This window comes from Methylobacterium sp. UNCCL125 (genome assembly GCF_900116795.1).
Taxonomy (GTDB): domain Bacteria; phylum Pseudomonadota; class Alphaproteobacteria; order Rhizobiales; family Beijerinckiaceae; genus Methylobacterium; species Methylobacterium fujisawaense.
In genome coordinates, this window is the sequence record NZ_FPBW01000030.1 from 38,652 (window position 1) to 55,907 (window position 17,256).

The 17,256-nt window shown below is 70.5% G+C and carries 15 protein-coding genes; 8 read left to right on the plus strand and 7 right to left on the minus strand.

The features are described from left to right. The first annotated feature begins 29 nt into the window (after positions 1-29). Positions 30-758, plus strand: a complete 729-nt coding sequence (locus BM396_RS25585) for a GntR family transcriptional regulator (RefSeq protein ID WP_043386546.1) — start codon at positions 30-32, stop codon at positions 756-758. A gap of 117 nt (positions 759-875) precedes the next feature. Here the strand turns inward: BM396_RS25585 and BM396_RS25590 are convergent, their stop codons facing one another. The 4 genes from BM396_RS25590 to BM396_RS25605 all read right to left on the minus strand — a co-directional run bounded on the left by BM396_RS25590 (position 876) and on the right by BM396_RS25605 (position 5,085). Continuing rightward, a complete protein-coding gene (locus tag BM396_RS25590) occupies positions 876-1,124 on the minus strand; it encodes a PilZ domain-containing protein (protein ID WP_043386543.1) in 249 nt (82 codons plus the stop codon). Positions 1,125-1,335: 211 nt separating this feature from the next. Next, positions 1,336-2,877, minus strand: a complete 1,542-nt coding sequence (locus BM396_RS25595) for a sensor domain-containing diguanylate cyclase (RefSeq protein WP_043386540.1) — start codon at positions 2,875-2,877, stop codon at positions 1,336-1,338. Between the two features lie 95 nt (positions 2,878-2,972). After that, on the minus strand, positions 2,973-4,415 hold the full coding sequence (locus BM396_RS25600) for a HAMP domain-containing sensor histidine kinase (RefSeq protein WP_051976218.1): 1,443 nt from the start codon (positions 4,413-4,415) through the stop codon (positions 2,973-2,975). Continuing rightward, complete coding sequence (locus BM396_RS25605; RefSeq protein ID WP_043386537.1) at positions 4,408-5,085, minus strand: response regulator transcription factor; 678 nt, start codon at positions 5,083-5,085, stop codon at positions 4,408-4,410. Before BM396_RS25605 ends, BM396_RS25600 begins: the two co-directional genes overlap by 8 nt. A gap of 285 nt (positions 5,086-5,370) precedes the next feature. Between BM396_RS25605 and BM396_RS25610 the strand changes: the two genes are divergently transcribed. The 5 genes from BM396_RS25610 (at position 5,371) to BM396_RS25630 (ending at position 11,748) form a co-directional block, all read left to right on the plus strand. Further along, positions 5,371-5,568 (plus strand): polyhydroxyalkanoate synthesis regulator DNA-binding domain-containing protein, encoded by a 198-nt coding sequence (locus BM396_RS25610; RefSeq protein ID WP_043386535.1) that lies wholly within the window; start codon positions 5,371-5,373, stop codon positions 5,566-5,568. Between the two features lie 76 nt (positions 5,569-5,644). Continuing rightward, positions 5,645-7,003: an efflux RND transporter periplasmic adaptor subunit gene (locus BM396_RS25615; RefSeq protein WP_244538951.1), complete on the plus strand. Its 1,359-nt coding sequence runs from the start codon at positions 5,645-5,647 to the stop codon at positions 7,001-7,003. Between the two features lie 8 nt (positions 7,004-7,011). Next, a complete protein-coding gene (locus BM396_RS25620; protein WP_043386530.1) occupies positions 7,012-10,176 on the plus strand; it encodes an efflux RND transporter permease subunit in 3,165 nt (1,054 codons plus the stop codon). A gap of 161 nt (positions 10,177-10,337) precedes the next feature. Then, a complete protein-coding gene (locus BM396_RS25625; protein WP_043386527.1) occupies positions 10,338-11,300 on the plus strand; it encodes a glycosyltransferase in 963 nt (320 codons plus the stop codon). Further along, entirely contained in the window at positions 11,290-11,748 is a 459-nt protein-coding gene (locus tag BM396_RS25630; RefSeq protein WP_051976217.1) for a GtrA family protein, read from the plus strand. Before BM396_RS25625 ends, BM396_RS25630 begins: the two co-directional genes overlap by 11 nt. Positions 11,749-12,124: 376 nt before the next feature. On the opposite strand, the gene BM396_RS25635 is transcribed toward BM396_RS25630, so the two are convergent. Further along, positions 12,125-13,738, minus strand: a complete 1,614-nt coding sequence (locus tag BM396_RS25635; protein ID WP_043386524.1) for a hypothetical protein — start codon at positions 13,736-13,738, stop codon at positions 12,125-12,127. A 412-nt stretch (positions 13,739-14,150) separates the two neighbouring features. On the opposite strand from BM396_RS25635, the gene BM396_RS25640 reads away from it, so the two are divergent. Next, positions 14,151-14,378 (plus strand): hypothetical protein, encoded by a 228-nt coding sequence (locus BM396_RS25640; protein ID WP_043349788.1) that lies wholly within the window; start codon positions 14,151-14,153, stop codon positions 14,376-14,378. A 37-nt stretch (positions 14,379-14,415) separates the two neighbouring features. Here BM396_RS25640 and BM396_RS25645 read toward each other — a convergent pair whose 3' ends face one another. Next, entirely contained in the window at positions 14,416-14,679 is a 264-nt protein-coding gene (locus tag BM396_RS25645) for a hypothetical protein (protein ID WP_043349789.1), read from the minus strand. A 239-nt stretch (positions 14,680-14,918) separates the two neighbouring features. Between BM396_RS25645 and BM396_RS25650 the strand changes: the two genes are divergently transcribed. Next, positions 14,919-15,209 carry a hypothetical protein gene (locus BM396_RS25650; RefSeq protein ID WP_043349792.1) on the plus strand — a complete coding sequence of 97 codons (291 nt, stop codon included), beginning with the start codon at positions 14,919-14,921 and terminating at the stop codon, positions 15,207-15,209. A 310-nt stretch (positions 15,210-15,519) separates the two neighbouring features. Here the strand turns inward: BM396_RS25650 and BM396_RS25655 are convergent, their stop codons facing one another. Next, complete coding sequence (locus BM396_RS25655; protein ID WP_244538952.1) at positions 15,520-16,695, minus strand: type II toxin-antitoxin system HipA family toxin; 1,176 nt, start codon at positions 16,693-16,695, stop codon at positions 15,520-15,522. Between the last annotated feature and the right edge of the window lie 561 nt (positions 16,696-17,256).

Consider the following 17,256-nt stretch of genomic DNA (forward strand, 5'->3'; position numbering starts at 1 on the left):
TAGGCTGGCGCGGTGGAGCGGGAGGATCGATGGACGTCGTCGCACGAGGCCGGGGCCGGCCCCGCAAGGCCCTGATCGTCCCCGCCGCGCAGGTGCACAGGATCGGCCTGCACGAGCAGGCGGCGGCCCGGCTCAAGGACATGATCGTCCGCGGCGTGTTGCCGGCGGGCGCGACCCTCGTGGAGACGGACCTTTCCGTCGCGCTCGGGGTCTCCCGGACCCCGCTGCGGGAAGCCCTCAAGCTCCTGGCCGCGGAGGGGCTGGTCGACCTGCACCCGAATCGCAGCGCGCGCGTCCCGGACTGGACGCCGGAAGAGATCCTCGAACTGTTCGAGGCCTTGGCCGGCATCGAGCGGCTCACCGCGGAACTCGCCGCGCCGCGGATTTCCGAGGCCCTGATGGACGACCTGCGCGGCAAGCAGGCTCAGCTCGACCGCATGCACCGGGACCAGGTGCTCGACGCCTATTTCGCCCTCAACCAGGAGATCCACCGGACGATCGTCACGGCCGCCCACAACCGTCCGCTGGCGGAGGCCCACGCGCCGCTCCAGGCCCGGGCTCAGTGGGCGCGCCTGCGCGCGCTCTCCAGCGGCAGCCGCTGGGCGGAATCCGCCCGGGAGCACCGGGATCTGTTCGAGGCCCTCGCCGGGCGGGACGCCGCCGAGGCCGGGGCCATCGCCCATCGCCACGTGCTGCGGACCGGCGTGGTGATCGCCGAGACGCTCCACGCCCGGCGCGCGGCCCCCGCCGCCCGGTAAGGAAACGTTAACCCTGTCGGCGCATCGGTGGGCCACCAGCCGGACGCAGGCCTTCCACGCCCCTCCGATCCGCCCCTCAACACGGGTGGGCGTGGAAGCCTCGTCTGGCGCGGGCCGTCAGGCGTCGTCGAACGCGATCCCGAGTTCGGTTTCCTGACGCCACGTGACGCGAACCGGCCGACGCTGACCGTTGATCCCGTAGGACAGCACGAAGGCGTCGGGAACGCCGATCACGCTGACGACGCGCAGGCGGGCGCCGCCGTCCGAGATGTTGCGGATCGTGCAGTCGATCGCACCGCCACCGGCGAGTTCGATGTGCCCCTCGAGAAGCGTCCGTCTGCGGGGCGCCACACGTCTGTCGTCCATCCTCGTTACCCTTGGCTTGCGGGGCCGGATTCCACGCGAAATCCACACGAGCATCGCTGATCCGACGCACGGGTCCCGCTGCCTACCCGTCCATCGGCGCGCGATGACGACGGGCGGCACGGGCCGGTCCGTCAGCCATCGGCGCGATGAGATCACGGTTTTCGTGTCGATTCCGTCAAGAAATCGGAAGACCGATCGCAGCCGGGCCCCGTCAGGACGTCTTCACCAGTTGCAGCGCGCCCCTTTGGAGCGGCGCGGGTGACGGCGCCGCGCTGCGGGTCTGATTGCGGCCGCCGGTCTTGGCCTCGTAGAGGGCGCCGTCCGCCAAGCGGTACAGGTCCGGCGGGGGCGCGCTCCGGTCGCCGCTCGGCCGCGCGGCGGCGAGCCCGATGCTCACCGTCACGACGCCTGCCCCGAGCCCGGCCGACGGGACGGGGAGCTTCGCCACCTCGGCATGGATCGTGTCGGCGACGCGCCGGGCGCCCGCCTCGTCGGTTTCGGGCAGGAGCACGGCGAACTCCTCGCCGCCGATGCGGCTGGCGAGATCCTGCGGGCGGTGCACGCTCGCCGACAGACTGCGCGCCAGGCCCTGCAGGACCGCATCGCCCACCGGGTGCCCGTATTGGTCGTTGAAGCGCTTGAAATGGTCCGCATCCACGATGAGCAGCGACAGGGGATGGCCGTCGCGCCGGGCCGCGTCCAGAGCCCGCTGGTACATGTCCTCGAAGCAGCGGCGGTTCGGCAGGCCGGTCAGGGCGTCGGTGCGCGACAAAGCGGCCATCTCGGCCCGCATCGCCTCGCGGCGGCGCAGCTCCCGCCCGAACAGGAGCGACAGCGCGATCGTGAGGCCGCACAGCGCCAGCACGATGCCGCCGATGATCGTCGCCTTCGCGGCCCAGTCCGCCTCCACGTCCTTCGTGGACAGGGCGACGTTCAGGATCAGCGGCAGGGTCCCGATCCGCGTGAATTTGTAGCTCCGCTCGACGCCGTCGCGCACGGAGGTGCTGACGAAACTGCCCCGCCCCTCCCGCAGGAACCGCCTGAAGGTCGGCGCCTGCGCGATGTTCGCCCCGAGATCGGCCTCCACGTAGGGATAGCGCATGATGCGGGTGCCGTCGGTCAGGTACAGGTTGATGGCCCCGCCCGGCCCGAGGTCGATCTCGCTGAACAGGTGCGTGAAGTAGGACAGCTTCACGGTGCCCAGAACCACGCCGCCGAAGCTGCCGTCGGGCTTGTCGACGCAGCGACTGAACGGCAGCATCCGCTCGCCGTCGAGCCGCGACACGATCGGGCGCCCGACATGGAGGCCGAGCCCGGCGCTCGCCTGGTGAACCTGGAAGTACTCGCGATCCGCGTAGTTGCCCTTGCGGGGCGGGACGGCCGCGATGTCCGCGACGACATCGCCCTCCTCGTTCAGGATCAGCATCACGCCCATGTCGCGGGCGGTCGCGGCGCGGTCGAACAGGATGAGCTGGCGCAGGCGCGGATCGGCCTCGGTCAGGCCCGGCACCTTCAGGTTGTCGACGGCCGCGCGGATCGAGAGATCGTACATCTCGATGTTGCGCACGATGTCGCGTTCGAGAACCTGGAGGAGGTTCCGGCTGGTCTGGTCCGCGCTGTCCCAGGCGTCCCGGCGCAGATCGGCCAGCATCAGGGCGGACGTCACCACCATGCCCAACGGGGCCAGGACGCCGAGCGCGATCCAGGTGCGGGCCGATCTGAGCCAGGAACCGGCGCGCCGCAACACGTTCATCGGCCCCACACAGGCGTCGTTTCGTTGCCGGGTACTGACATGGCGCGCCTTAACCGCGGCTTTCGCACCCGAGCGGCCGAGCCATCACGGGCGAATTATGGGGATGACGGTCCACTTGTGATGGACGGCGCTGACCGGGCCGTCCGTGGGCCGGCCTCCGCCTCGGCGTGCGGGAAGCGCAGCTCGACATGGCAGCCGCCGCCCGCCGCGTCGCGGATACCCACGGGGGCGCCGTGCAGGTCGGCGATCGCCGCCACGAGGCTCAGGCCCAGGCCGTGGCCGGGCGTCTGGCGCGCCGCCTCCGCGCGATAGAAGCGGTGGAACACCTGGCTGCGCTCCCCCGGTGGCAGCCCCGGGCCGGTATCGGCGACGGTCACGACGATCGCGGCCTCGGTCCGCTGCAATCCCACCGCGACGCGGCCGCCGGGCGGCGTGAATTTCAGGGCGTTGTCGAGGAGATTCGAGAGGGCCTCGAAGCACAGGTCGCGGTCGCCGTGGACGGGGTGCGGCCCGTCCGGCGCCGCGAGCGCGAGGTCGATGTCCTTCTCCTCGGCGAGCGGCGCGTGGAACTCGACCGCCACGGCCGCCACCTCGCCGAGATCGACCCGCGTGAACGCGCCGCGCCGCCGCCCGTCCTCCATCTCGCCGATCCGCAGGACGGCGGTGACCATGGCGAGCGTCTGGTCGATCCACACGAGCCCCTGGTCGATCGCCTCGTGGAACTCCGCGACGGTCCGGGCCTGGGACCGGGTGCGCTCGAGCCGGGCGCGCAGGCGGGTGAGCGGCGTGCGCAGGTCGTGGGCGACTGCGTCGCCGACGCTGCGGACCTCGCCCATGAGGTGCTCGATCTCGTCGAGCATCCGGTTCACGGTCCGGGTCAGCCGGTCGAACTCGTCGTCGCCCAGGCCGACCGGCAGGCGCTTGCCCAGGTCGCCGCGCATCACCTCGGCCACGGCGGCCTCGGTGGCGGCCAGGCGGCGGCGCGCGCGGCTCGTGAGCAGCAGGCCGCCCAGGGCCGAGAGCGCCAGCGTCGGCACCAGCCCGAGGCCGAGGGCGCGCAGGATCGTGGCCTTCACGCGGTCGATCTCGTCGGTGTCGTGGGCGATCACCACGGTGCTGCCGTCGGCGAGCGCCAGCGCGGCCGCCCAGATCTCGTCCTGGAGGCTGCGACCGGCGAGATCGACCGTCGCGCTCACCCGGTACGCGTCGCCGTCGCGCGCCAGACGGGCCGGCAACGCCCCGAGATTGCCGGCCCGGCGCGTCCCGTCCGGCGCGAACAGGCCGCCGTAATGCGTGGCGTGGACATCCATCGCGATCCACGTATCGACCCGGGTCGCCGCGACGCCAGGGTCGGCCGCGGCCGCCCGGACCTCCAGCCGGAGCGTTTCGGCGAGTTCCTCCCGCAGGTAGTCGGCCGTCTGCCAGTAGACGAAGGCGAACATCGCCAGGGCGAGCAGGAGCGACCACAGGGCGATGCCGAGCGCCCAGCGGATCGCGGTGGAGCGGAACAGGTCCGCCGAGCGGAGCCGATCAACCATCGGGCGTCAGCGTGAAGCCGGTGCCGCGCACGCTGTGGATCAAGGGCGGCTCTCCCCCCGCCTCCAGCTTCCGGCGCAGGCGCCCGACATGGACGTCGATCAGGTTGGACTTGGGCGTGAACCGGTAGTTCCAGACCTCCTCGAACAGCATCGCCCGGGTCACGATCTGGCCGGGGCGGCGCATGAGATACGCCAGGAGCTTGAGTTCGCGCGGCAGCAACTCCAGGTCGCGGGCGCCGCGCCGGCCCGTGCCGGCGATCAGGTCGATCGCGAGGTTGCCCACGTGCAGGACGGTCTCGCGGCTGTCGACCGGCCGCCGCAGCAGCGCCTCGATGCGTGCGGCGAGTTCGGCCAGCGCGAAGGGCTTGGCGAGGTAGTCGTCCCCGCCGGCGCGCAGGCCCCGGATCCGCTCGTCGACGTCGCCCAGGGCGCTCAGGACCAGCGCCGGCGTCCGATCCCCGTCGCGGCGCAGATCCTGGAGGACGCTCAGGCCGTCCCGGCCGGGGAGCATCCGGTCGAGGATGATCGCGCCCCAGCCGCCATCCCGGGCCGCCCGGGCTCCGTCCGGACCGGTCGCGGTCCAGACGACCTCGTGGCCGCGCCCGCGCAGGTCGTCGAGCACGTCCCCGGCCGTCTCCGCATCATCCTCGATCAGCAGCAGCTTCGCCACGCGCGGCCCCCGCCCCGGTTCCACGCCCCGGCGCAGGCGCGGCTGTTTCCCGGTCCCGGACCCTTGTGCCGGACTTCGCGGCGCAAATCGCCCCGCGACCGTCCGCATGAACCCGAATTTAATGGCACCGCATCGCGTTGGCCCTCTTTATTGGAATGACTCTAGCCCGTACCCGCCCGCCCCTCGGCCGCCGGACGGTGCGCTTCCGGATTCCCTCGATGCGGACTTGGTCTCGCCTTCCCTGCCCGTCCCGCCGCTTCGCGCCCGATCCGTGGACGTCGGTGCATGCCTAGGAAGCGGCGCCCGCGGCGCCTGATCAACCGCTACGCGGCGAGCCGCCTGTACGATGTCGAGGCCCGGGCCTACGTCACCCTCGATCACCTCAAGGATCTGCGCAGCGCGGGCTACGAGGTCGTGGTCCGTGAGGTCGAGACCGGGCGCTTCGTGACCGAGGACGTGCTCAAGCCGGGCCTCGACGCGTGAGGCGGCCGGTCGAGTCGGCTGCGGCGCTCGGCGCCGGGCGATGGGGAGGCCTGCGGTGGATCGGATGGCGCTGACCATGGACGCCTCCGATGCCGCGCGGGAGGCCGAGACCGACGCGCAGGCGCCGCATCCGGATGTGGGGCCGACCGCGGCGGCCGCTCCAGAGGTCCGGCCCGGGAAGGCCCGGCGCGGCGGCGCACGCCTGGCCTGGCTCGTCCTGATCCTCGCCGCGCTCCTGGGCGCCGGCTGGATCTCGCGCGACGCGCTGCGCGACCGGCTCGGCTTGGGGCCTGCCCAAACCGGTGACGACGCCTCGATGACGGCCTCGTCCGCCGCGAAGACGGAGGACGCGCCGGCACAATCGGACTTCGTCACCCTCGACGCGGCCGGCCAGAAGCGGTTCGGCCTCGCCTTCGGGACGGCCGAGACGCGCCGGATCGTCCTGCCGGTGCGCGCCCCCGGCACCGTCGCCTTCGACGAGCGGCGCGTGACGCATCTGAAGCCGCGCACGCAGGGGCGGGTCCTGAGCCTCGCGGTCCAGCCCGGCGACCGTGTCGCGGCCGGCCAGACCCTGGCGACCCTCGACGCCGCCGGGATCCTGGACGCGCGCAACGGCCTCCAGGCCGCCCAGGCGACCCTGGGCGAGGCGCAGGCCTCCGAGCGGGCCGCGGAGATACAGCTCAAGCGCGGCCAGGAGCAGCTCAAGTTCGGCGGCGTCGCCCAGGCCGAGGTCGAGCGGCGGCAGGTCGATCTCGCCAAGGCGCGCGCGGCGGTCCAGTCCGCCCAGGCCAATGCCGACATGTACCGGGCGCAGTATCAGCGCCTCGCCCCCGCGGAGGGCGCCGCGCCCGGCACCAGCGCGGTCGTCACCCCGATCGCCGGGGTCGTGACGCAGGTCGGCGTGACCCTCGGCGAGGTCGTCGACACCGCCCGCGACGCGTTCACGGTGGCCGATCCGGCCCGCGTCGTCGTGCTGGCCAATCTCTACGGTCCCGACATCACCCGGGTGAAGGCCGGGGACGCGGCCACGGTGGACAGCCCGATCCCCGGCCAGCCGCCCTTCGAGGGCCGGGTGCGCTCCGTCAACGCCGCCCTCGATCCGGCGACCAACACCGCGCCCGCGCGGCTCGAACTCGACAATCCCGAGGACCTGCTGCGCGCCAACATGTTCGTGTCGGTCACGGTGGCCGCCGATCTCGGCCGGTCGGGCGTCACCGTCCCGGCCGCCGCGATCCAGCAGACCGAGGCGGGCCCGATCGCCTTCGTGCGCGTCGCCCCCGACCGCTTCGAACGGCGCGTCCTGACCCTCGGGATCCAGCGGGCGGACTGGGTCGAGGTGACACGCGGCGTCGCGGCCGGAGAGAGCGTCGCGACGGCGGGCAGCTTCGGCCTCAAGGCGATCCTCATGCGCAGCCTGCTCGGCTCCACGGATTGAGCACCGCGATGAAGACCTGGTTCGCCCTGATGGTGCGCCGCCGGTTCCTGGTCCTGGTGGTGGCGCTCGCGGCCGCCGCGGGCGGGATCGCCAACCTCGAGGGCCTCTCCATCGACGCGGTGCCGGACATCTCGCCCCGGCAGGTGATGGTCCTGACCCTGTCGCCGGGGCTCGGCCCCCTGGAGGTCGAGCGTCTCGTCACCTTCCCGGTGGAGAATGCCATGGCGGGCGCGCCGGGCCTCGCCAATGTGCGCTCCACGTCCCGGGCCGGGGTCTCGGCGGTCTACGCGACCTTCGACGAATCCGTATCGGTGACCGAGGCCCGGGCCGAGGTGTTCCAGCGCCTGCCGCAGGCCAAGAGCCTGATGCCGGCCGGCGTCGGAGACCCGCAGATGGGCCCGATGGCGACGGGCCTGGGCGAGATCTACCAGTTCGAGCTGCGCGGGCCGGCCTACACGCCGATGCAGCTCAAGCGCATCCTGCAATGGACGATCGCCCCGAAGCTCAAGCTGACGCCGGGCATCGCCGATGTGAACATCTACGGCGGCCAGATGCCGACCTACGAGGCCCGCATCTCCGCCGACGCCCTGCGCCGTTACGGGGTCACCCTCGCCCAGGTCTACACGGCGCTCGCCGACAACAATGCCGCGCGCGGCGGCGCCTATCTGGAGCACAACGATCAGCAGGAGGTGATCCGCGGCCTCGGCCTCGCCAAGGGCCCGCAGGACATCGCCGACGTCGTGGTGGCGACCGGCCCCGGCGGCGTCCCGGTCACGCTCGCGACGCTCGGAACCGTGCAGGAGGCGCCCAAGGTCCGGCTCGGCGCCGTCACCCACGACGCCGCGGGCGAGACGGTCGTGGGCATCGCCCTCATGCGCTACGGCGAGAATGCCAGCGCGGTGGTCGAGCGGGTCAAGAAGACCATCGACGACCTGCGCCCGCAACTGCCGCCCGGGGTCGCGATCGTCCCCTATTACGACCGCAGCGCCCTCGTGGATCGCACGATCCATACGGTCGCGCACAACCTCCTTGAGGGGGCGGTGCTGGTGATCGTGGTCCTGCTGCTGCTGCTGGGCAACCTGCGGGCCGGCCTGATCGTCGCCGTCGCGATCCCGCTCGCGATGCTGATGGCGTTCGCCGGCATGCGCCTGCTCGGCCTGTCGGGCAACCTGATGAGCCTCGGCGCCATCGATTTCGGTCTGATCGTCGACGGCGCCGTGGTGATGATCGAGAACGTGCTGCGCGCGCGCGGGGAGCATCCGGACCGGCCGGCCACCGAGGTGGTGCGGGACGCCACCGCCGCCGTGGCGCGGCCGGTGATCTTCGCGGTGGCGATCATCATCCTCGTCTACGTGCCGATCCTCGCGCTGCAGGGCGTGGCCGGCAAGATGTTCGTGCCGATGGCGCTGACCGTGATCCTCGCGCTCGCCGGCGCTCTGGTCGTCACCCTCACGCTGATGCCGGCCCTGGCCGCCCTCTTCCTCGCCGGTCGCGGCGTCGGCGAGCGCGAGACGCGCCTCGTCCGGGGGATGCGCGCCGCCTACAGGCCGCTGCTGCGCGGCGCCGAGCGGCACGTGGTCCTGACCGTCGAGGTGGCGCTCGCGCTCTTCGCCGGCTCCTGCGTGCTGGCCACGCGCCTCGGCGGCGAGTTCCTGCCGAAGCTGTCGGAGGGCGCGATCGTCGTCACCTCGGAGAAGCTGCCGGGCATCGCCCTCGACGCGTCGCTGGCCACGGTCGGCCGGATCGAGCGGGTCCTGAAATCCTTCCCCGAGGTGAAGCGGGTGGTCTCCCTCACCGGCAGCGCCGAGATCCCCACCGACCCGATGGGCGTCGAGTCGACCGACAGCTTCATCACCCTCGCCGACCCCGCCACCTGGACCACCGCCGCGACGCAGGACGGCCTCGTGGCCGCCTTCGACACGCGGCTGAAGGAGGAGGTGCCCGGTGTCGCCTACAGCTTCTCGCAGCCGATCCAGATGCGCATGGACGACCTGCTGGAGGGCGTGCGCGGCGACGTCGCGATCAGCCTGTACGGCGACGACCTCAAGGTCCTGAAGGACACGGCCGATGCCATCGTGCGGACGGTGTCGGGGGTCGAGGGCGCGGCGGACGTGAAGGCCGAGGCGCAGGCCGGCATGCCGGCGCTCTCGATCCAGGTCGACCGGGCCCGGGCCGCCCGTTACGGCATCAGCGTGTCCGACGTGCTCGACGTCGTCGAGAGCATCGGCGGCCGCACCGCCGGCATGGTCTACGGGGACGACAACTCGATCACCGACATCGTGGTGCGCCTGGATCCCGCCGACCGCGGCGACATCGAGCGCATCCGTGCCCTGCCGGTCGGCCGCTCCGGCCAGGAGGCGGGTCGAGAGGCCGGCAGCCGGATGATGGTGCCGCTGGCGATGGTCGCCAGCGTGGAGGTCGCGACGGGACCGGCGCAGATCAGCCGCGAGCGGCTGCAGCGGCGGATCTCCGTTCAGGCGAACGTCCGGGGCCGCGACGTGCAGAGCTTCGTCGCGGCCGCCCAGGCCGCCGTGGCGCAGCAGGTCACGCTGCCGCCGCGCTACGCCCTGGTCTGGAGCGGCCAGTTCCAGAACCTGCAGGAGGCGACCGGCCGGCTGACGCTTGTCGTCCCGGCCGCGCTCGCGGCGATCCTGATCCTGCTGGTGGTGATGTTCGCCGATATTCGCATCGCCGGCCTGATCTTCCTCAACGTGCCGATGGCGGCCACCGGCGGCATCCTGGCGCTGACCTTGCGCGGGATGCCGTTCTCGATCTCGGCGGCGATCGGCTTCATCGCGACCTTCGGCATCGCGGTCCTGAACGGTGTGGTGCTCACGAGCTACATCCGGGACCTCGAGGCCACCGGCCTCGGCGCCAAGGAGGCCGCGACGCGCGCCGCCGAGATGCGGCTGCGGCCGGTGATGATGACCGCCCTGGTCGCCGCGCTCGGCTTCCTGCCGATGGCGCTCTCGACGAGCGCGGGCGCGGAGGTGCAGCGGCCGCTCGCCACCGTGGTGATCGGCGGCCTGATCTCCGCGACGCTGCTCACCCTCGTGGTGCTGCCGGCGGTCTATCCGGTGGTCGCGGGCCTGCGCCTGCCCTTCGGCGGACCCGGCCGCGCGGCGCCCGCCGGCGTCCCGGAGGCGCGGAAGCGGGCGCGGGCCGAGGCGTGAGCCCGCGCGGCCGTCTCCGCCGAAGGACGTAGCCCGCCCTCCTTCGGCCGGCGCCGCTACGTCGAAAGCGCGGTCCGGCTCCGGAGCGCGGCCGATTGTGGTCGATCCGGACGGCCCGCACGGTGGCGGCAGGCCTCAGGCAGAGGCCGCGGAGCCCCGCCATGTCCGTCCTTGGCCTCGTCGCCGAAACCGCGCGCCCGCCCCGCCTGGCCGTTCTGGTCCCGTGCTACAACGAGAGCCTGACGATCGCTCAGGTCGTCGGCGATTTCCGCGCGGCCCTCCCGACGGCGCAGATCTACGTCTACGACAACAACTCCACCGACGGGACCGCCGAGGTCGCCAGGGCCGCGGGCGCGATCGTCCGGATCGAGCCGCGCCAGGGCAAGGGCAACGTCGTCCGGCGGATGTTCGGCGACGTCGAGGCCGACATCTACATCCTGGTCGACGGGGATGGCACCTACGACGCCGCGGCGGCACCGTTCCTGGTCGGACGGGTGCTCAAGGACGACCTCGATTTCGTCAACGGCGCCCGCGCGGAGGTCTCGCAGCAGGCCTACCGGCCGGGCCACCGCTTCGGGAACCGCGTCCTCACCGGCCTCGTCCAGGGCGTGTTCGGGCGCGAGTTCCGGGACATGCTCTCGGGCTACAAGGTCATGTCGCGCCGCTTCGTGAAGTCGTTCCCGGCGATGTCCAGCGGCTTCGAGACCGAGACCGAACTCGTGGTCCACGCGCTGGAGCTGCGCATGCCCGCCGCCGAGGTCACGACGGCCTATCAGGAGCGGCCGGCGGGATCGGTCAGCAAGCTGCGCACCTACCGGGACGGTGCGCGCATCCTGTACCTGATCCTGCGCCTGATGAAGGACGAGCGGCCGCTCCAGTTCTTCGGCGCGCTCAGCGTGGCGCTGCTGCTCGCCGCGCTCGTGCTGGTCGCGCCCGTCATCGTCACCTTCGTCGAGACCGGCCTCGTGCCGCGCCTGCCGACGGCGGTCCTGAGCCTCGGCATCGTGATCCTCAGCGTGCTGACCTTCTTCACCGGAATCGTCCTCGACCTGACGACCCGCACCCGTCAGGAGCTGAAGCGCCTGCTCTACCTCTCGGTGGCCCGGCAGCTCGATGTCCGCTGAGGCCCGGGCACCCCGCAGCGAGGCGGAGCGCTTCGCGAGCTTCTGCCTCGTCGGCGGGATCGGATTCGTCACCGATGCCGGGCTGATGGCGCTCTGCATCCACGGCTTCGGCTGCGGGCCCTTCGCAGCCCGGGCGGTGTCCTTCACGGTGGCGGTGCTGGTCACGTTCCTGCTCAACAGGAGCCTCAGCTTCGCCGATCTGCGGGGGCGCCCGGTCCTGAGCGCCCTGGCCGGCTACCTGCTGGTGCAGGCCTTCGGCTTCGCCTGCAACATGCTGGTTTTCGCTCTGGCGATCCTCCGGCTTCCCGAGCCGTTCTCCGCCCCCCTCGCCGCCCTGGCCCTGGCCTCCGCGGTCGCCCTCGTCCTGAACTATGCGGGCGCGCGCCTCCTCGTCTTCTCCCGGGTCGGCTCCCGGGTCGGCTTGTCGTCCGCCCCCGAGCCTCGATAGCGGGGCGGCGCGGCTGCCCAGGCCAGCCTCCGAGCCGCAGGCCGCGCCGCGATATCGGGACGGGTCCGGCCGTACCGGACGGCCGTGTCCGGATCGCTCCCTGGATGGAGCCGGCCTCTCGGTCCGGCCGTGCTGGACCAATCCGCACCGTCGGCTTCGGCTGCCGGAAGGCGCTTGAGCCGGTTCAGCCTCGGGACGGGCCCGTTCGTTGCCCGGTGAGATCGTCTGAAGGTCCGGGCGGCGCGATCCGCGCCTGAATGCCCGACCGCGGGGGGACCGCCGCCGTGCATCGCCCGGAGGCGGCCGCTTCGCGTCTCCGCCGGCGCATGCCGTCCGTCCCGCCGCGGACGGGTCGGTTCGGCGCGCGCAGCGCCCGTCACACCGGCTTGCGCGCCGGCTGCGGCTCGCCCGGCCCGCCCGCATGGACCGCGAGCGCCACCATGAACAGCGCGCTGAGCCACGCCAGGCGCGCTTGGTAGCGGTCATGCGGTCCGGACAGAGCGCCGCAGGCCACCGCGTTGACGAGCAGCAGGAGGCAGATCCCGGTCCCGATCAGCATGAGGCGATCCAGACGCGCCCGGGTGTCGGCCCCGAGCCGGTGCCGCAGTGCCCAGTAGAGCGCGGTGACGGCCATCGCGGCCAAGCAGGATAGGAGGTTGACGCCGAAGGCACCCTGCAGGGTCGGGACGAGCGCGGCCTCCGGCGGGCACACGCCGGGTTGCGCGAGGCACCGGTCGAGCTTGGGGATCGTCTTCAGGATCGCGGCCGTCCTGAACTCGGCATCGTCGACGAGGAGATGCGTCCCGATCACGAACTCGGTCATGTCCACGCTGACGAGCTGCCGCAGGGCGTTGCGCGTCGAGGCCGCCGCCTGCGCGATCGGATGATGCAGGATTGCCGCGCGGACGAAGCGCCCCTCCTCGGCGCCGAGCGCCGTGCGCAGGGCGGCGGGCGCGGTGCTGAAGTTGGGACCGGGGCTCCCGCTGCCCCAGAGAAAGTCATTGTGGTCGACGAAGTGCCGGCCTGCGAAGGCGCAGGCCGCGAAGGGGCGATCGGACGGCGTGCAGGTCTCGGTGAGGAGCAGACGCCCCGGCCCATCGGCGATGACGCGCGCCATCAGGTAGGGCGGCGTTCCGACCGGATGCCCGGAGACGCGTTCCGCGAGCCGGAGATAGGCCGCATTGAAGGCGAGCCCCAGGATCAGCGCGCCGCCGATCCAGAGCAGCGACGCCCTGCGGACATGTCGGTCTGCGAACGGGACGAGCCGGCACAGCGCGATCAGGACGAGCGCGGATCCGGCCAGCAGGACGATCGTGGCATGCATCACCAGGCTGAGGGCGACAACGCCCGCATAGGCGAGGGTTTTTCCGCGGGACGCCGCTGTGTCGAAGACGAGCAGCAGGGCCGCCAGGACGAAGGTCGCCGCGAAGATGTCGGGCATCAGGAAGCCGCTGAACGCCCCGGCGGAGGTGAGCAGCGCCAAGGCCGCCAGACCGGCCAGGACCGCACCGGGCCGGGGCCGCTCCCAGACGAGATCGAGGAATGTCACGGTCAGCCAGGAGACGAGGACGGATTGGAGGACGATGATCCACCACACGCTCGCCAGGGCGGACAGGACGTAGAGCAGCAGCGCATAGACCGGGGAGCGCCCGCCCGCGATCGCGGCAAGGCCGCCCGCCGCATCCGAACTCGCGGCCGGATCGGCCATGACGGCGCCGCCGCTGCCGGCCGCCGCCGCCGAACCGCCGAGCCGGGCGAGACCGCTGAGGATGCTCCGGCCGATGATGAAGTAGTGCTCGCTGTCGGGGAACAGGAACGGGTGGCCGTTCCAGAGGGCCGGGATCAGAAACAGGATCGTCCCCGCCGACACCAGGATCGCCAGTCGCCCGGCGCCGCGGCGTCCGGCGGGCGAGCTCTCCGCGGACGCGCGCATGCGGGCGGGGGCGGCGCCAGGGCTCAAGGGGCCGGAGCGCTCGTCGACGATGATCATCGGTCCGGTCCTCGATCCCTCTGGCGCCATCGCGGGCTGCGTCCCCACGGCACCCGGACCCTGGTCCCCGTCACGCGAGCCCAGGAGCGCGCCGCCGATCGGCAAGCGGCTTCCGAGCCGCGATCTGCCGGTCCGACGTGGCACGGGCCGTCCGGGGCGGACTATCTCTCCTTTATGGGTAGGGGGCCGGCACGATCGTCTCGCGGGGGATAGCCGCCCGGGACCGGACGGTGACACCATCCGCAATCGGTATGGGGATACGTAATTCTGTCCGGCTGCTCGCGGTGGCCCAAGACGGCTAAGGGTTTCCCACAAGACTCTCGGGCGCCGGCGGCTTCGCCTCCGACCGCAACCGCGCTCCGGGCGTTGTGCGAGAGGCTCTACGGGATCACGCGTAGAACAGGAGCCCGGCATGTTGGACGGCGACGCCTTTGCCCACGAGATCGCGGCGCTCCTGATCGCCGACATCAAGACGTCCGGCGCACGCACGCGGGGCGAGCTCGAGGAAGCCTGCCGGGTCTCCCTCGAGAGCCTGCTCGGCGACGCCGCGGTGCCGCCCGGGATCGCCGTGCTGATGCCGATCGGGCTGGACCGGTGGCCGCGGGTGGTCGTGAAGGGGCGGCGCCTGCCGGACGTGTAGGGAGCGTGGACCGGTTCCGGCCAGCACCGTCCCGGTCCTAGCGGCCGATCACACCCGTACCGCCGGTCGGGCCGATCGCGTTCGGTCCGGTATTCGGGGCGGGCGTCGCGGCCTGGTTGCGCTGGATGTCCATCCGCAGCGTGTTGCTCTGGGTCGTCTGCTCCTGCCGCAGGGCGCGCAACTGGCCGCCGGTTTCCATGGATCGGTTGGCGGCGTTGGGATTGGCCTGCTGAACCTGGGCCGATGCCGGTGTCGCGGCGATGGCGGCCAGACAGAGGCTCGTGGTGATGAGGAGGCGCATGGGGAGGCTCTCGCGCTGACGGATCTTGCGGGGTCGACCCGCCGAGGGCCCGCCAAGTTCCCTCCGCCCGGCCGCGGATCGCGCTGCGCCGCCTCGGCTGCCCGGAATCCGCGTCGCGCGTGAGCGGGCGTCCCCCGGCCCTGCGGCAGGGTTAGCCGAATCTTGCGGTCCCGCGGCGTCCTTCACGGCTTGTTAAGATGTCGGGGCAAGGCTGGGGGCGCTGTCGGGAGTGGGGTCTGATGCAAGCCTTGTCGGCGGAGGATGAACAAGCGGTCGAGCGGCTCACGCTCCGACTTCTTCAGGACGCCTATTGCGACCTCGCCGCCGTGCTGCGCGGCGCGCAGCCGCAGGCGGCCGCGGCGATCCTCGGGGTCATGGAGCAGCGCGTGACCGACGTCCTCACCCGGATCTGTCGGCAGGGTTCGGAAGGGGCGGCCTCGGTGGAGATCGCCGTCGCCGTCGGCGAGCGGATCGGCGAGATCATGGATCAGGCGCATGGGCGGGATGGGCCCGGTGTGCGGGCCGCCTGATTGAAAGATTGCGGACCCCTCAAAATTGTTATTACTCGATCCGATCGGCTGAGATTTAAAGTTGTGGTAGAAAAATCCTATCTATGAATGTGGTTCGAAAACACGACATGTCACTTCGCAGGCAGATTCAGGCGAGTTTAAAACTGACATAATTGTTGGGCACTTAATTTTTGCCGGAGACATAAATCGGCCTCTAATGATTTTCGGTGTGTTTATTTGACCGAAATATTTTACCTATAAAGGTACGGGCGTTCCGTCGAATGAGACCAATTATAAAGAGGTGGCACTAATTCGCTGATGCGGAGATTCGCTAGGACGTGATAGGTCTGGGCAGCAAGCCGAAGCATGCCAAGAGCATTTCCCGGTCCCGTCGAGATACGCCTCGGGCGTCGAAAAAATCCGGGATGCGTGAGGTCGCTTCATGAATTTCAACGAGAATCGATGTGGCTTCGGCCGTGGAGAGGCCAAATTTGGCGTAGCTCGCGAATGCGATGCTCGGGTTGCACTCTCGACTGATACCGGGAGCTGGGGCGCAGACATGTTTGGTGCCCGAAGGATGCGGTACAACATCGAATACCGGTGAGAGCCGCCAGCCGGCCCCATCGTGGATGAAGGCGTGGTTGCGCAAATGATCATCGGTGTTCCGTAGATAGGCATTAACCAGGAGCCTGCGGAACATCTCGCGCTCTGGATCCTGAACACCGATCCGGCGCGCGGCTGATGCGATGTCCGAATAGGTCTTGCTTGTGGCATATCCATGGGCAGGTTCACTCAGCAAAGTGCCGGCGCTGAGGTAAGACAAACGAGCCCCATCCGAGGACCGGTCGAACCGCGATATCAAGAGAACCGACCGACCGCTAACGACACGCAGTTCGCGGTCAGGGACGCGAAGTCCTGCGGCCTCAGCAAAATCCAGACAAACCGCTTCAGCCCTGGGATTGTCGAACCTGTCATCCCACGTGGAAAATTTGGCTATCCATTCCTTGTCTGAAACCCGAATGCGCGCCTTCGGTCGAGCTCCTCCAATGTCCGAGCTGTGAATGAATAGCTGAGCGAGTTGGTCCGCCGACGCTTCGCCTCCTTCATAATTTTCTGCTGCGATGAGCACCTCTTCGAGAACGTCCTCGCTTTGAACGAACCCAGGCGCCGCGTCCGCTCTGGGTGTCCACCTCTCGGGAGCCTCGGGCGTTGAGCCAAAGGCTAGGTCGCCCGTGCGCGACAGCCCGCCCAGAGCCAGAAATTCCGGCATGCCGAGTTCCAGTTCTGGGAATACCTGCGACAGAATTCCTTTTCCCCAGCCGTCAGGGCCTGCATCGTGAAAGGCCAGATGAACCTCTCCCGGAGCCGCTGGCCGCCACTTGGTTGCGAGCGGCAGGCCAATGGGGTCGAGTGGCCTACGTCCCTCTGCAGCTAGATAGTCGGAGCTATAGGCAAACCGACCGATGCGCCTTGAGCCACCCTCGAAGATCAAGAGGCCGATGGGCACGTAGCCGCTCTGCCCTGACCGAAACACGTGCATTTCCTCAATGCGGTTGTACTTAGAGGTCCGCCACATACCCGCTCACACTGATCCTGCGGCGATACAGCATGAAATCCGCTGTGTCTCTGACGTGGTAACACAGGCAAATGTCGCCACGTTGATCTGTGCGGATCCGTGAGATCGGCGCAGTGTGCAAGACTTTGCTGGCGACAATCTGCCACCCGGCCGCTAGGCGATCATGCGATGTGAAGCGCTCACCTGCAACAAGGAAAAGGGCGCCAGGCTTCCGTTAACGATCGCGACAGGAAGGGCGTCCTCGAGAACATATCGTCGCCGTTGTGGTCTTCTCAAAGACGCCGATCCGGGCCACGTTCGTCCTCGGCAGACCACCCGCACACGCCGCGCCGCTCTTTAGCAGAGGGCGGCCGGCACCGGTGTTAGCAGCACCGAGCGCCGGCCTGACCACGATCCGTATCGCAACAGGATACCGACCATGGCTGAGACCTTCACTACCGGCGTAATCACGCCGACGAAACTGGCCCGATGCATGAATTCCGGGCAGTCCCA

Excerpts from the sequence above, each read along its gene's own strand:
- BM396_RS25590 (WP_043386543.1), bottom strand. The coding sequence starts at position 1,124 with ATGGACGACAGACGTGTGGCGCCCCGCAGACGGACGCTTCTCGAGGGG.
- BM396_RS25645 (WP_043349789.1), bottom strand. The coding sequence starts at position 14,679 with ATGCGCCTCCTCATCACCACGAGCCTCTGTCTGGCCGCCATCGCCGCG.
- BM396_RS25610 (WP_043386535.1), top strand. The coding sequence starts at position 5,371 with ATGCCTAGGAAGCGGCGCCCGCGGCGCCTGATCAACCGCTACGCGGCG.
- BM396_RS25585 (WP_043386546.1), top strand. The coding sequence starts at position 30 with ATGGACGTCGTCGCACGAGGCCGGGGCCGGCCCCGCAAGGCCCTGATC.
- BM396_RS25635 (WP_043386524.1), bottom strand. The coding sequence starts at position 13,738 with ATGATCATCGTCGACGAGCGCTCCGGCCCCTTGAGCCCTGGCGCCGCC.
- BM396_RS25595 (WP_043386540.1), bottom strand. The coding sequence starts at position 2,877 with ATGAACGTGTTGCGGCGCGCCGGTTCCTGGCTCAGATCGGCCCGCACC.
- BM396_RS25615 (WP_244538951.1), top strand. The coding sequence starts at position 5,645 with ATGGACGCCTCCGATGCCGCGCGGGAGGCCGAGACCGACGCGCAGGCG.
- BM396_RS25630 (WP_051976217.1), top strand. The coding sequence starts at position 11,290 with ATGTCCGCTGAGGCCCGGGCACCCCGCAGCGAGGCGGAGCGCTTCGCG.
- BM396_RS25640 (WP_043349788.1), top strand. The coding sequence starts at position 14,151 with ATGTTGGACGGCGACGCCTTTGCCCACGAGATCGCGGCGCTCCTGATC.
- BM396_RS25620 (WP_043386530.1), top strand. The coding sequence starts at position 7,012 with ATGAAGACCTGGTTCGCCCTGATGGTGCGCCGCCGGTTCCTGGTCCTG.
- BM396_RS25625 (WP_043386527.1), top strand. The coding sequence starts at position 10,338 with ATGTCCGTCCTTGGCCTCGTCGCCGAAACCGCGCGCCCGCCCCGCCTG.
- BM396_RS25650 (WP_043349792.1), top strand. The coding sequence starts at position 14,919 with ATGCAAGCCTTGTCGGCGGAGGATGAACAAGCGGTCGAGCGGCTCACG.
- BM396_RS25600 (WP_051976218.1), bottom strand. The coding sequence starts at position 4,415 with ATGGTTGATCGGCTCCGCTCGGCGGACCTGTTCCGCTCCACCGCGATC.